The organism is Streptomyces lincolnensis, from assembly GCF_001685355.1.
GTDB classification, from domain to species: Bacteria; Actinomycetota; Actinomycetes; order Streptomycetales; family Streptomycetaceae; genus Streptomyces; species Streptomyces lincolnensis.
Window position 1 is genome coordinate 5,868,714 of the sequence record NZ_CP016438.1, and the last position, 13,264, is coordinate 5,881,977.

Below are 13,264 nucleotides of genomic sequence, written 5' to 3' on the forward strand. Positions count from 1 at the left end.
TGGCCATGGATCTCGGGCTCAAGCGCGAGCTGGAGGAGAAGGTGCGGGAGGGCGTCCGCCTGACCCGTGAGGACGGCATCGCGCTGTACGAGTCGGACGATCTGGCCTGGCTCGGCGGCCTGGCGCACGAGGTGCGGACGCGCAAGAACGGCGACGTCGTGCACTTCAACGTCAACCGCCACCTCAACATGACGAACGTGTGCACCGCGTCCTGCGCCTACTGCTCGTTCCAGCGCAAGCCGGGCGAGAAGGACGCGTACACGATGCGCATCGAGGAGGCGGTCAAGCTCGCCAAGGCGATGGAGGGCGAGAACCTCACCGAGCTGCACATCGTCAACGGCCTGCACCCGAACCTGCCGTGGCGCTACTACCCGCGCTCGCTGAAGGAACTCAAGGCGGCCCTGCCGAACGTGTCGCTCAAGGCGTTCACGGCCACGGAGATCCACCACTTCGAGACGATCAGCGGTCTGTCGGCGTCCGAGATCCTGGACGAGCTGATCGACGCGGGCCTGGAGTCCCTCACCGGCGGTGGCGCGGAGATCTTCGACTGGGAGGTCCGGCAGCACATCGTGGACCACCGCACCCACTGGGAGGACTGGTCCCGGATCCACCGCCTCGCGCACGAGAAGGGCCTGAAGACCCCGTGCACCATGCTCTACGGCCACATCGAGGAGCCCCGCCACCGCGTCGACCACGTCCTGCGGCTGCGTGAGCTCCAGGACGAGACGGGCGGCTTCCAGGTCTTCATCCCGCTGCGCTACCAGCACGACTTCGTGGACCTGAAGGACGGCAAGGTCAGGAACCGCCTCCAGGCCCGGACGCAGATGGCGACCGGCGCGGAGGCGCTGAAGACCTTCGCGGTGTCCCGGCTGCTCTTCGACAACGTCCCGCACGTCAAGGTCTTCTGGGTCATGCACGGCGTGCAGACGGCCCAGCTCGCGCTCCAGCACGGGGCCGACGACATGGACGGCTCGGTCGTGGAGTACAAGATCACCCACGACGCGGACAACTACGGGACGCCGAACAAGCTGACCCGCGAGGATCTGCTGGACCTGATCCGGGACGCGGGCTTCCGGCCGGTGGAGCGGAACACCCGGTACGAGATCATCCGGGAGTACGAGGGCCCGGACCCGGAGCGTAGGGAGTCCCCCCAGCCGATGCGGGTGTGACGGAGACCGACGGGGGCGCATAGGCCGGCGGCCGGCTGCGGGTGGGGACAGTCGAAGCATGCCTGGCTGTACCCACCCAGGGGCGCGGGGAACTGCGCGACAAGCCCCCACGATCCGCGGCCGGGAACGGACAGATGGGCCCCCTCCCGTCTCCCGTTTCCCGCGGACCGCCTCGCACCCGGCATGAGTCCGATGATCCCTCGACGGGTACCCGGCCCCCATGGCGCCCGAGGACGACTACACCGCCGAGCCCTTCCTTCCTGAGAAGGTGACTCTCACCACCCTGCGCCGGGCGGCAGCCGAATGCCGCGGCTGCCCCCTCCACGAGAACGCCACCCAGACAGTGTTCGGCGCGGGAAACACCGACGCCCACGTCATGCTCGTCGGCGAGCAGCCCGGCGACCAGGAGGACCGCCAGGGCAAACCCTTCGTCGGCCCCGCAGGAAAGCTGCTCGACTGCGCCCTCGCGGAAGCCGGTATCGACCCCGACGACACCTACGTCACCAACGCGGTCAAGCACTTCAAGTTCACCCAGGCCGAACCCAAGAAGCGCCGCATCCACAAGGCACCCAGCCTCAGGGAGATGACGGCATGCGGCCCCTGGCTGGCCGCCGAACTGGCGCTCGTGGAACCGGAGCTGATCGTCGTGCTCGGCGCCACCGCCGGCAAGGCGCTGCTCGGCTCGTCGTTCCGGGTCACGCAGGTGCGCGGGACGGTCCTGGAGGAGGAGATCCACGGCCGGGCTGAGCGGCTGGTGCCGACCGTCCATCCCTCGTCGGTCCTGCGGTCGGACGACCGGGAGGCGGCGTACCGGGGGCTGGTCGGGGACTTGGAGGTGGCGGCGCGGGCACTGGGCTGACGTACGGGAATCCGTCCGGACGGCCACGCTTCGAAGTGATCTGGCTCACATGGTGTCACAGGGATCGATGCGGCGGTGTCTTGTGCTCGAACCGCTCGAACTGCTCGACGTTCGAACCGTTCGACGCTCGAACCGCTCGCAACGAGGGAGACACCATGGCTGAGAACACCGATGTGGTCGTGATCGGCGGCGGGTACGCCGGCGTCATGGCGGCCAACCGCCTGACGCAGCGCGACGACGTGACCGTGACGCTGGTCAACCCGCGCCCGACCTTCGTCCACCGGGTCCGTCTGCACCAGCTGGTGGGCGGGACCGACTCCGCCGTCGTCGACTACCGGGAGGTCCTGGCGGAAGGCGTCCGGCTGGTGGTCGACAGCGTGACGCGGATCGACGCGGCCGGGCGCGGTGTGGAGCTGGCGAGCGGTGGTGCGGTCGGCTACGACTACCTGGTCTACGCGGTGGGCAGTGGCACCGCCGACCCGCAGGTGCCCGGAGCGGCCGAGTTCGCCTACCCGATCGCCACCCTGGAGGAGGCGGAGCGGCTGCGGCCGGTCCTCGACTCCGCGCCCGCCACGGCCGCGGTGACGGTGGTCGGAGCCGGGCCCGCAGGCATCGAGACCGCCGCCGAACTGGCCGAGCAGGGCCGTACCGTCACCCTGGTCTGCGGCGGCGTGCTCGGCCCCTACCTCCACACCCGGGGCCGGCGTTCGGTGGCCGGGCGGCTCGCGGCACTCGGCGTGACCGTGCTCGACGGCTCCGGCGCCAAGGTGACGGCGGTGACCCGCGATGCCGTGCGGCTCGCCGACGGCCGGAAGCTGCCGAGCGCGGTGACCATCTGGACCGCCGGATTCGGCGTGCCGGACCTGGCAGCGCGCAGCGGGCTGAGCACCGATGCCCTGGGCCGCCTGCTCACCGACGAGACGCTGACCAGCGTGGATGACGAGCGCATCGTCGCGGCAGGCGACTCGGCGGCACCGTCGGGTCTGCCGCTGCGGATGAGCTGCCAGGCCGCGATGCCGCTGGGTGCGCGGGCCGCCGACACGGTGCTCAGCCGGTTGGCGCAGGAGCGGCCCGAGACCCTCAACCAGTCGTTCGGAGCGCAGTGCATCAGCCTGGGCCGGGACACCGGCATCTTCCAGTTCGGCAACAGGTCCGACGTCGCGGTGTGGTTCCACATCGACGGTCGCCTCGGCGCGAAGATGAAGGAGGGCGTGTGCAAGGGCATCGTGAAGCACCTGGCCGATGAGGCGGACAGGCCCGGCGGGTACCGCCTGCACCGCGTGAAGGGAGGCGCCGGGCGCCAGAAGGCGCTGGAGGCGCTGCGCGCGGCGGCGCCGGTGGCCGTCGAACAGGTTTCCTAGGTCCGGGCCGGCCGAGGGGGAGATGATCAGGACATGAGTGACGCTCACGCCGTTGACCGGGCGACCGAGACGTTCGTCGCCCACCGCAATCTGCTCTTCACCGTCGCGTACGAGATGCTCGGCTCGGCGGCCGATGCCGAGGACGTCCTCCAGGAGACCTGGCTGCGGTGGGTCGAGGTCGACCTGGAGCAGGTGCGCGACCAGCGCGCGTACCTGGTCCGCATCACGACCCGGCAGGCGCTCAACCGGCTGCGCACGATGTCGCGGCGCAAGGAGTCGTACGTGGGCCCGTGGCTGCCGGAGCCGCTGCTGACCGCGCCGGACGTGGCCCAGGACGTCGAACTCGCCGAGAGCGTGTCGATGGCGGTGATGCTCGTCCTGGAGACGTTGTCGCCGACCGAGCGGGCCGTGTTCGTGCTGCGCGAGGTCTTCGACGTCGGCTACGACGAGATCGCGGCGGCGGTCGACAAGACCCCGGCGGCCGTCCGCCAGATCGCGCACCGGGCCCGCCGGCACGTGGACGCCCGGCGCCCGCGCGAGGTGGTGTCCCAGAGTCAGACGCGGGCGGCTCTGGACTCGTTCCTGCGGGCGCTGGAGGGCGGGGACCTGCAAGGCCTGCTCGACGTGCTCGCGCCCGAGGTCGTCTACATGGGCGACGGCGGAGGCGTGAAGCACGCCGCGCTGCGGCCGATCGTCGGCGCCGACAAGGTGGCCCGCCTCTTGGCCGGCGGCCTCGGCAGGAGCAGGATCCCGGTCACCTTCGGGCCCACCGTGGTCAACGGCAGCCCGGCGCTGGTGATCCACATGGACGGTGAGCTGGACGGCATCATGGCGGCCCGCGTGGAGGCCGGCCGCATCACCGGCCTCTACGTCGTCCGCAACCCTGAGAAGCTGTCCCGCGTCGAATCCGAGACCCCGCTCGCCCTGCGGTGAACTCCCAGCGGTGGCGTGACGCACGTGACGCCGGAAGGCACTTGAGGCCCGCCGCCCGTAATGGCTAGCCTCATTGCATGCCCCTTACCTTCACTCTCGATCCCGCCGTGACGCCCGAACTGCGGGACGGCCTGCTCGATCTGTGGACGGACGTGTCGAACGCGGACGGCGCCGTCGGTTTCGTCGCGCCGGTGGACCGGGAGACGGTCCGGCCGGAGCTGGTGAAGCACTTCGCCGCGATGGCCGAGGGGCGCACCAGGCTGCTCGTGGGGTACGACGAGGACGGCACGGTCGCCGCGACCGCCTTCCTGGCCTTCAACACGCACCGGCTGATGACCCACTGGGTCTGGGCGTACACGGTGATGGTCCACCCGCGGCACCAGGGCAAGGGCTACGGCCGTGAGCTGCTTGCTGCCACCGCCGACGCGGCCCGCTCCTTCGAGGGCATCGAGGCGATCCGCCTCACCTGCCGCGGCGGACTCGGCCTGGAGCGGTTCTACGGCTCCTGCGGCTACAAGGAGGTCGGCCGGATACCGGGCGCGATCCGCGTCGCGCCCGGCGACGACCGCGACGACATCGTCATGCTGCTGCCCCTGCACTGACCGCACCGACCCGGCGCACCCCCCTCCAGGACCGGAACCCCGCCGTGCTTCACTGGACAGTGCCCCTTTTTGGATTCGGAAGAGTGGATTGAGATGCTCCGCTACACACTGATGCGCCTCGGGATCTTCGTGGGCTGCCTCGTGGTCGTCTGGGGTCTCGTCTACACCGGCGTCGTCCCACGCGGCCTCGGCTCCTCCAACGGCATGTGGGTCGTCCTGCTCTCCCTGGTGATCTCGGCCCCGATCAGCTTCGTCGCCCTCCGCAAGGAGCGCGACCGCGCCTCGGTCCAGGTCGTCCAGAAGGTGGACCGCGTCAAGGCCAACCTGGAGGCGAACCGCAGCCAGGAGGACGGCGCGGACGACGCGGCGCGGGTCCAGGGCCAGACCTCGTAGCGGCTGCCGCGGACTTCGGAGCACCTGCGACGGCGGCGCCCCAACTACCCTTGACCCATGGGTGCCGTGAAGAGCAAGCGCATGCCGCGTGCCGTCCGGGAGCAGCAGATGCTGGACGCCGCGGTGCGGACGTTCGGGCAGCGTGGGTACATGGCGGCCTCGATGGACGAGATCGCCGAACTCGCGGGTGTGTCCAAGCCGTTGGTGTACCTGTACCTGAACTCGAAGGAGGACCTCTTCACCGCCTGCATCCGCCGTGAGGCGCGGGCGCTGACCGAGGCGGTTCGGGCCGGGGTGCGGCCGGGGCTGGCGGCCGACCGTCAACTCTGGGACGGGCTGGGGGCGTTCTTCACGCACACCGGGCGGAACCCGGACGCCTGGTCGGTGCTGCACCTCCAGGCGCGGACGCACGGCGAGCGCTTCGCGGCCGAGGCCGCCGCGATGCGGGAGGAGATCGTCGCGTTCGTGACCGAGCTGATCGTCGTCGCGGCCCGTGAGGCCCATCGCGACCCGGATCTCGCCGAGGGGGAGGTCGCCGGTCTCGCCGTGGCCCTCGTCGGCGCCGCCGAGTCCCTGGCCACCTGGGCGAACGCCACCCCCGGCGTCACCGCCCGGCAGGCAGCGGCCACCCTCATGAACTTCGCCTGGGCGGGCCTGGGCAACCTCATGGAGGGCCGCCCCTGGTCGGCACCCGTCATGAGCGACGAGCTGTCGGCTTCCGGTGCGGTGGATGTGGTGCACGGGGCGTAGATATTTGGCCCGCTTCGCAGCGGCGTGGCGCGGAGCCTCTTCGCTGCGCTGTGGCGCCTGGCCCGCTCCAATTGGTCGTGGCGCCCAGCCCGTTCCACTGCGCCGTTGCGCCCGAGTCGGTTCGCGGAGTCGTGGCACCTGACCCATTTCGCAGCACCATGGCGCTCGGCACGCTCCACAGCGCTGTCGCGCCCGAGCCGGTTCACAACACGGTGGGATTCCGACCCCGCTTCGCATTGCCGTGGCGTTTGAGCCGTGTCGCGGTGTCGTGACACCGGGTCCGTGTCACCGCGCCGTGGCGACCGAGCCGGTCACATCGCCGCCCAGGCATCCGACCCCGCTCACAACGCCCCTCCGTCCGGCCCCGCTTCACGGCACCAGCGGATAGACACCCCCGCTCACATGCACCCGCCCGTCCCCGCTCCGCAGTTCGAAGAGGCCGGTGTCGTCCGCCGCATAGGTCACCGTGCCGGGCAGCAGGACCGGGGCGCGGAAGTCGGCGCGGACCAGGACGGCGGTGGGGGTGCCGTGGGCGGCCAGGCCTCGGGCGAGGGTCCACATGCCGTGGGCGATGGCGCGGGGGAAGCCGAACAGGCGGGCGGTGAGGGGGTGCAGGTGGATCGGGTTGCGGTCGCCGGAGGCCGCCGCGTACCTGCGTCCGACGTCCCCGGCGAGCCGCCACTCGGCCTCGGCGGGCAAGGGCTCCCGCTCCGACCGTTCCGAGGGGGCGGCGGGGCGTGAACCACCGCGGTGCCGGGCCAGGTAGGTGCTGCGCGACTCCCACACCACCTCCCCGCGCGCCCGCATCTCGGTGACCACGGCGGCCTCGGTGCCCCGCCGGTGCGGCATCAACTCGTCGACGTAGGCCATGAGTTCGTACTCCGCGGTCGTCGTCAGCGGTGCGCGCCGGGTGATCTCCACCGACGTGTGGACGAGTCCGAGCAGCGGCAGCGGGAAGTCCCACCCGCTCATCAGCCGCATGACCAGCGGGAAGCCGAGGACGTGCGGATAGGTCGGGGGCAGCGCGTCGTCCCCGGTGGCGAACCCGCACACCCGCTCGTAGGCCGCGAGCCGCGCCAGGTCGACCCGCAGGCCGGGCAGGACGAGCCGGGTGCGGGGGAAGTCCGCGTCCGGGCGCGGCCGTTTGAACGGGGAGAGCAGGGCGCCCCGGGCGAGCAGGGGAGCGAGACCGGGTACGGCCGTCAGGGTGGTGGTGGTCGGTGGGGTCGTCACCTGGGGGCTGCCTTTCGGATCAGGTCGGCTGCGGACCACGTCGGATGCGGGTGAGGGCGTCCGGAGTGCGAGTCGGGCGGGGGCAGGGGGCGCGATCGGCCCCACCGGCACGGCAGGTCCGCCCCACCGCACGGCAGGTCCGCCCCGCCCTCCACGGCAGGTCCACCCCGTCCTCCCGCCGTGCGCTCACGCCCCCAACAGGCTCTGGCCGCAGACCCGTACGACCTGACCGTTGACCGCGCCGGAGGCGGGATGGGCGAGCCAGGCGGTGGTCTCGGCGACGTCGGCGGGCAGGCCGCCCTGGGCGAGGGAGTTCATGCGGCGGCCCGCCTCGCGGATGAACAGCGGGATCGAGGCCGTCATCCGGGTCTCGATGAACCCGGGCGCGACCGCGTTGACGGTCACCCCGTGCTCGGCGAGCGCGCGCGGCGCGAGGGAGCGGACCAGGCCGACCACGCCCGCCTTGCTCGCGCCGTAGTTCGTCTGCCCCGCGTTGCCCGCGAGCCCCGCGATGGAGGCCGTCGCCACGACCCGCCCGCCGGAACGCAGCGTCCCGCTCGCCAGCAGCGCGTCGGTGGTGCGCAGCACGCTCGCCAGGTTCACCTGGAGCACCGAACTCCACCGCTCGGCAGGCATGTTGACGAGCCGTCGGTCCCGCGTGATGCCCGCGTTGTGGACCAGGACGTCCAGGCCGTCGGGCAGGGCGCGGGCGATCCGCTCGCCGGCGTCGTCGGCGGTGATGTCGAGCGCGAGGGCGGTCCCGCCGAGGCGTGCGGCGACCCGCTCGGCGTCGGCGAGAGCGGCCGGTACGTCCAGGACGACGACCCGCGCCCCGTCCCGCGCCAGCGTCTCGGCGACCGCCTCCCCGATACCGCGCGCGCCGCCGGTGACCAGGGCGGTGCGCCCGGCCAGGGGGCGGTCCCGGTCCTCCGGGGCGGCGATCCGACCGTCTCCGGTCTCCGCGCCCCGACCGTCCCCCACCTCCACAACCTGGCCACTGACATAGGCCGACTTGGGAGACAACAGAAACCGCAGCGTCGACTCCGCGGCGAGCGCGTCCGTCAGCCGGACGAGGTTCACCGTCCGCCCGCGTCCGATCTCCTTGCCGAGCGAGCGTGTGAAACCCTCCAACGCCTGCTGGACGGCGGCCTGATGGTGGTCGTCCGGGTCGAGCGGCGCGCCCAGCACGACCACCCGCCCGCTCGCCGCCACCGACCGCACGACGGGGTGCAGGGCCGCGTGCACCTCATCGAGCCCTTCGACGTCCCGGACGCCGGTCGCGTCCAGCAGCACAGCGGCGGGCCGCTGAGAGGAGGCGGTGAGAGAGAGCCCCGTACCGGCGAGATCCAGGTCGGACTTGCCCGCCGTCAGATGGAGCAAGTCACCGTCGAGACAGGGCCGTTCGGGCGACCAGCGGACGAGCGCGGCGGGCTGCGGCAGGCCGAGGCGTCGGGTCAGGAAGCGGCCGGGCGCGGTGCCGGTGAACCTCAGATAGCGGTCGGCCATGTCCCATTCCCCCACACGGATGTCTGCCGAGATCCTTACTTCAGAGTCAGGTTACCCGAGGTAAGTGGAGGCCAGAAGATGAAAAAGGTTCACCATACCGCCGAGTAGGACGTTTTCGGCAAGAAAGGCGACGAGGCTCCACATCTCCGCCCCCGGGCCGCCTCTGAATCCTCACGGACCCCTCACGGGTGAGCCGTACGATCTCCTGCCTGACCTGCGGATCTCCCCCACCCGCGGGCCAACGCCCCTGGAGACGCCTGTGTCCCTCTCGCCTGCTCCCATGGCGGTCCACTCCACCGAGTACGACGGCACACCGATTCTGGTGGCGCCCGAGATACGGCATCTGGACGGGGCGGTGCGGGAGGTCTCCGTCCCCCCGTTCGTCCCGCCCTCCACGCACGGCTCGCTGGCCGACCTGCCCTTCACCAACGCGGGCCTCGCCCCCGACGACCGTGTCCTCAGCCGCAAGACCGAGGACGGCGGCTGGACGGACGTGACGGCGGACCAGTTCGCCCGCGAGGTCCTGGCGGTGGCCAAGGGGCTGATATCCGAGGGGCTCAGGCCCGGCGACCGGCTCGCCATCATGGCGCCCACCCGCTACGAGTGGACGCTCCTGGACTTCGCCGCCTGGGCCGCCGGCCTGGTCACCGTGCCGATCTACCCCACCTCCTCGGTCTACCAGACCCGGTGGATCCTCCAGAACTCCGGCGCGGTCGCCCTCGTCACGGAGACCGCCGCGCAGGCCGCCGCACTGGGCCCGGAACTCTGCCGGATCCTGGACCTGCGGCACCTGTGGATCATCGAGAAGCGGCACGTGGAGCGGCTGGCCGAGTGCGGCTCGGGAGTGCCGGACCAGGAGGTCGCCGTACGACGGGCGATGCTCGGCCCCGACACCCTGGCCACCGTCGTCTACACCTCGGGCACCACCGGCCGCCCCAAGGGCTGCGCGCTGACCCACGGCAACTTCTTCGCCGAGGTCGACAACGCCATCGAGCTGCTCTACCCGGTCTTCCGGGCGCGGACCAGCGAGGAGGCGGCGGTCCTGCACTTCCTGCCGATGTCGCACGTCTTCGGCCGGATGGTCGCCATCGCCTGCATCCGCGCGCGGGTGCGGCTGGGGCACGCGGCGAGCCTGAAGGCGGACGAACTGCTGCCCGACCTGGCGAGTTTCAGGCCGACCTGTCTCATCGCCATCCCGTACATGCTGGAGAAGGTCTTCAACGTGGCCCGCGCCAAGGCCGAGACCGGCGGCCGGGTCTCCTCCTTCGACCGTGCGGCGCGCGTGGCCCGCCGCTACGGCGAGGCGATGGAGGCCCGCCACTCCGGCACGGGCGCAGGACCGACCACGGCCCTCAAGGCGGCCCGCGCCTTCTACGACCCGCTCGTCTACCGCCGTATCCGCAACGCCATGGGCGGCAGGGTCCGTTACATGATCAGCGGAGGCTCTCCGCTGGGCCGCCGGCTGGCCTCCTTCTACGCGGGCGCCGGTATCGAGATCTACGAGGGCTACGGTCTGACCGAGACGACCGGCGCGGCCACGGTCACGCCCCCGCTCAAACCCCGGATGGGCTCGGTCGGCTGGCCCCTGCCCGGCACCAAGGTCCGCCTCGCCGCCGACGGCGAGATCCTGCTCTCCGGCGGCCATGTCCTGCGCGGCTACTGGGATCCGGACGCGGGCGGCGTCACCCCGGCCGCCCCCGACGACTGGCTGCCCACCGGCGACCTCGGGCACCTGGACGAGGAGGGCTACCTCTACATCACCGGCCGCAAGAAGGAGATGCTGATCACGGCGGGCGGCAAGAGCGTCGCCCCGGCCCCGCTGGAGAACTGGCTGCGCGCCCACCCCCTGATCTCCCAGGTGATGGTCGTCGGCGACGGCCGCCCCTGCATCGGGGCGCTGGTCACCCTCGACCTCCAGGGCGTCACCCACTGGCTCCGGATGAACGGCAGGCAGCCCGTCCCCGCGGAAGTCCTGGTCGACGACGAGGAGTTGAGGCAGGTCCTCCAGCGCGCGGTGGACGAGGCCAACAAGCTGGTCTCACGGCCGGAGTCCATCCGCCGGTTCACCGTGCTCCCCGTCGACTTCACGGAGGAGGAAGGGCATCTGACCCCGTCGATGAAGCTGCGCAGGGAGGCGATCGCCGAGCGATTCGCGCCGCGGATCGAGGAGTTGTACGACCGGCCGCGGTGACCCGGTCCGCTTCCGAGGCTGCACACGCCCGTCTCCGGAACCTCCCGAAATCCGCACATGCTCCCCGCTCGGGCCCCTTAGGATCGCCATCCTAACCGCCGGTAACATCCGATTCGCGCACCGGCGGTGAACGCCCGAGCACGCATCGCGCGTACCACATGCAGCAGATCTGTCTTCAGCTGCACGCCCGAGGAGCCGACCATGTCCCTCTCCTATACGTCCGGATCCGACTACGACGGCATGCCCGTCCTTGTCGAGCCCGAGATCCGGCGCCTTGACGGAGAGGTCCGGGAGGTGGCCGTACCGCCGCTCGCCCCGCCGCGGGCCCACGGCTCGCTCGCCGACCTGCCGTTCGACAACGCGGACACGGCTCCCGAGGCGCGGGTCCTCAGTCGCCGTACGGACGACGGCGGCTGGCGGGACGTGACCGCGGCCGAGTTCGCCGCCGAGGTGCTCGCACTGGCGAAGGGCATGATCGCGGAGGGGCTCCAGCCCGGCGACCGGATCGCCGTCATGGCGCGGACGATCTACGAGTGGACGCTGCTGGACTTCGCGGCCTGGGCGGCCGGTCTGGTCACCGTGCCGATCTATCCCACCTCCTCGGTCTTCCAGACCCGGTGGATCCTGGAGGACTCCGGGGCGGTGGCCCTGGTGACCGAGCATGTGAGCCAGGCCGCCGCGCTGGGCCCGGAGCTGGGCCGGCTGCCAGACCTGCGGCACATGTGGATCATCGAGAAGGACCATCTGCCCCGCCTGGCGGAGCTCGGCGCGCAGGTCCCCGACCAGGAGGTCGCCGTACGGCGCGGGATGCTCGTCCCGGACACCCTCGCCACCGTCATCTACACCTCCGGCACCACCGGCCGCCCCAAGGGCTGTGTGCTCTCGCACGGCAACTTCTTCGCCGAGGTCGACAACGCCATCGAACTCCTCCACCCCGTCTTCAAGTCCAAGACGGCGGCCGAGGACGTCGCCACGCTCCTGTTCCTGCCCATGTCCCACGTCTTCGGGCGGATGGTCGCCATCGCCTGCATCCGCGCGCGGGTGCGGCTGGGGCACGCGCCGAGCCTGAAGGCGGAGGACCTGATGGCGGACCTCGGCGCCTTCAAGCCGACCTTCCTGCTGGTCATCCCGTACATGCTGGAGAAGGTCTTCAACAACGCGCGCGCCAAGGCCGAGAGCGGTGGCCGGGCCGCCGCCTTCGACCGCGCGGTGGGTGTGGCCTGCCGCTACGCCGAGGCGGCCGAGGCCCGCCAGTCCGGCACCGGCTCCGGCCCGAACGCCGCCCTGAAGACCGCCCGCACCTTCTACGACTCCCTGATCTACCGCCGTATCCGCAACGCCATGGGCGGCAGGATCCGGCACATCATCTGCGGCGGCTCCCCGCTGGGCGAGCGGCTCGCCGCCTTCTACGCGGGCGCGGGCATGGAGATCTACGAGGGCTACGGCCTGACCGAGTCCACCGGCGCGGCCACGGTCACGCCCCCGCTCAAGCCCCGCCTGGGCACGGTCGGCTGGCCGCTGCCCGGGACCCGGGTGCGGATCGCGGCGGACGGCGAGATCCTGCTCGGCGGCGACCAGGTCTTCCGCGGCTACTGGGACCCGCACGGCGGCGGGGTGATCCCGGCCTCCACCGACGGCTGGTTCCCCACCGGTGACATCGGCCGGCTGGACGACGAGGGCTACCTCACGATCACCGGGCGGAAGAAGGAGATCCTCATCACCGCCGGCGGCAAGAACGTCGCCCCCGCGCCCCTGGAGAACTGGCTCCGCTCCCACCCCCTGATCTCCCAGGTGATGGTCCTCGGGGACCGCCGCCCCTTCATCTCGGCGCTGATCACCCTCGACATGGACGGCGTCTCGCACTGGCGCCGGATGAACGGCAAACACCCGGTTCCCGCGGAACTCCTGCTCGACGACCCGGAGTTGAGGGAGATTCTGCAACGCGCGGTCGACGAGGCGAACAAGATGGTCTCCCGCCCGGAGTCCATCCGCCGCTTCACCGTCCTGCCGAGGGACTTCTCGGAGGAGGCCGGGCACCTGACGCCGTCGATGAAGCTGCGGCGCGAGACCGTGCTGCGGGACTTCGCGGAACAGATCGAGGCTCTGTATCAGCGGTGAGTCGTCGGTGACTCACGGGTGACTCACCGCACAGTCTGTGCGGTTGCAATCGAAACGTTTGAGTTTCGCCGTGGATTTGACCTACGTTAGGTGTACGAAACGGTTTCGGACTGATTGGGTTGTCCGAGTACCGCGAGTCCCATAGCCAT

General features: G+C 71.3%; 11 protein-coding genes. 9 read left to right on the forward strand and 2 right to left on the reverse strand.

Annotated elements, in window-relative coordinates; all coding sequences use genetic code 11:
* The first annotated feature begins 5 nt into the window (after positions 1 to 5).
* The 7 genes from mqnE (at position 6) to SLINC_RS26235 (ending at position 6,067) form a co-directional block, all read left to right on the forward strand.
* The gene (gene mqnE / locus SLINC_RS26205) at positions 6 to 1,169 is read left to right on the forward strand and encodes an aminofutalosine synthase MqnE (protein WP_067437712.1); all 1,164 of its coding nucleotides are present in this window, start codon (positions 6 to 8) and stop codon (positions 1,167 to 1,169) included.
* Positions 1,170 to 1,389: 220 nt separating this feature from the next.
* Positions 1,390 to 2,028 carry a UdgX family uracil-DNA binding protein gene (locus SLINC_RS26210; RefSeq protein ID WP_067437713.1) on the forward strand — a complete coding sequence of 213 codons (639 nt, stop codon included), beginning with the start codon at positions 1,390 to 1,392 and terminating at the stop codon, positions 2,026 to 2,028.
* A gap of 155 nt (positions 2,029 to 2,183) precedes the next feature.
* Positions 2,184 to 3,389 carry an NAD(P)/FAD-dependent oxidoreductase gene (locus tag SLINC_RS26215; RefSeq protein ID WP_067437715.1) on the forward strand — a complete coding sequence of 402 codons (1,206 nt, stop codon included), beginning with the start codon at positions 2,184 to 2,186 and terminating at the stop codon, positions 3,387 to 3,389.
* A 33-nt stretch (positions 3,390 to 3,422) separates the two neighbouring features.
* On the forward strand, positions 3,423 to 4,322 hold the full coding sequence (locus SLINC_RS26220; protein ID WP_067437717.1) for an RNA polymerase sigma-70 factor: 900 nt from the start codon (positions 3,423 to 3,425) through the stop codon (positions 4,320 to 4,322).
* 77 nt (positions 4,323 to 4,399) lie between these two features.
* On the forward strand, positions 4,400 to 4,924 hold the full coding sequence (locus SLINC_RS26225; RefSeq protein WP_067437718.1) for a GNAT family N-acetyltransferase: 525 nt from the start codon (positions 4,400 to 4,402) through the stop codon (positions 4,922 to 4,924).
* Positions 4,925 to 5,017: 93 nt separating this feature from the next.
* The gene (locus tag SLINC_RS26230) at positions 5,018 to 5,317 is read left to right on the forward strand and encodes a DUF4229 domain-containing protein (protein WP_067437720.1); all 300 of its coding nucleotides are present in this window, start codon (positions 5,018 to 5,020) and stop codon (positions 5,315 to 5,317) included.
* 57 nt (positions 5,318 to 5,374) lie between these two features.
* Positions 5,375 to 6,067 carry a TetR/AcrR family transcriptional regulator gene (locus tag SLINC_RS26235; RefSeq protein WP_067437722.1) on the forward strand — a complete coding sequence of 231 codons (693 nt, stop codon included), beginning with the start codon at positions 5,375 to 5,377 and terminating at the stop codon, positions 6,065 to 6,067.
* A 369-nt stretch (positions 6,068 to 6,436) separates the two neighbouring features.
* Here SLINC_RS26235 and SLINC_RS26240 read toward each other — a convergent pair whose 3' ends face one another.
* Both SLINC_RS26240 and SLINC_RS26245 read right to left on the reverse strand, forming a co-directional pair.
* Positions 6,437 to 7,300, reverse strand: coding sequence for a MaoC family dehydratase (locus SLINC_RS26240; protein WP_067437724.1), 864 nt, complete (start codon positions 7,298 to 7,300; stop codon positions 6,437 to 6,439).
* Between the two features lie 186 nt (positions 7,301 to 7,486).
* Positions 7,487 to 8,806, reverse strand: coding sequence for a 3-oxoacyl-ACP reductase (locus SLINC_RS26245; protein WP_067437726.1), 1,320 nt, complete (start codon positions 8,804 to 8,806; stop codon positions 7,487 to 7,489).
* Positions 8,807 to 9,086: 280 nt separating this feature from the next.
* Between SLINC_RS26245 and SLINC_RS26250 the strand changes: the two genes are divergently transcribed.
* Together SLINC_RS26250 and SLINC_RS26255 are read left to right on the forward strand one after the other, a co-directional pair.
* On the forward strand, positions 9,087 to 10,997 hold the full coding sequence (locus SLINC_RS26250; protein ID WP_067437728.1) for an AMP-dependent synthetase/ligase: 1,911 nt from the start codon (positions 9,087 to 9,089) through the stop codon (positions 10,995 to 10,997).
* Positions 10,998 to 11,198: 201 nt separating this feature from the next.
* Positions 11,199 to 13,115, forward strand: a complete 1,917-nt coding sequence (locus tag SLINC_RS26255; RefSeq protein WP_067437730.1) for an AMP-dependent synthetase/ligase — start codon at positions 11,199 to 11,201, stop codon at positions 13,113 to 13,115.
* Positions 13,116 to 13,264: the final 149 nt, after the last annotated feature.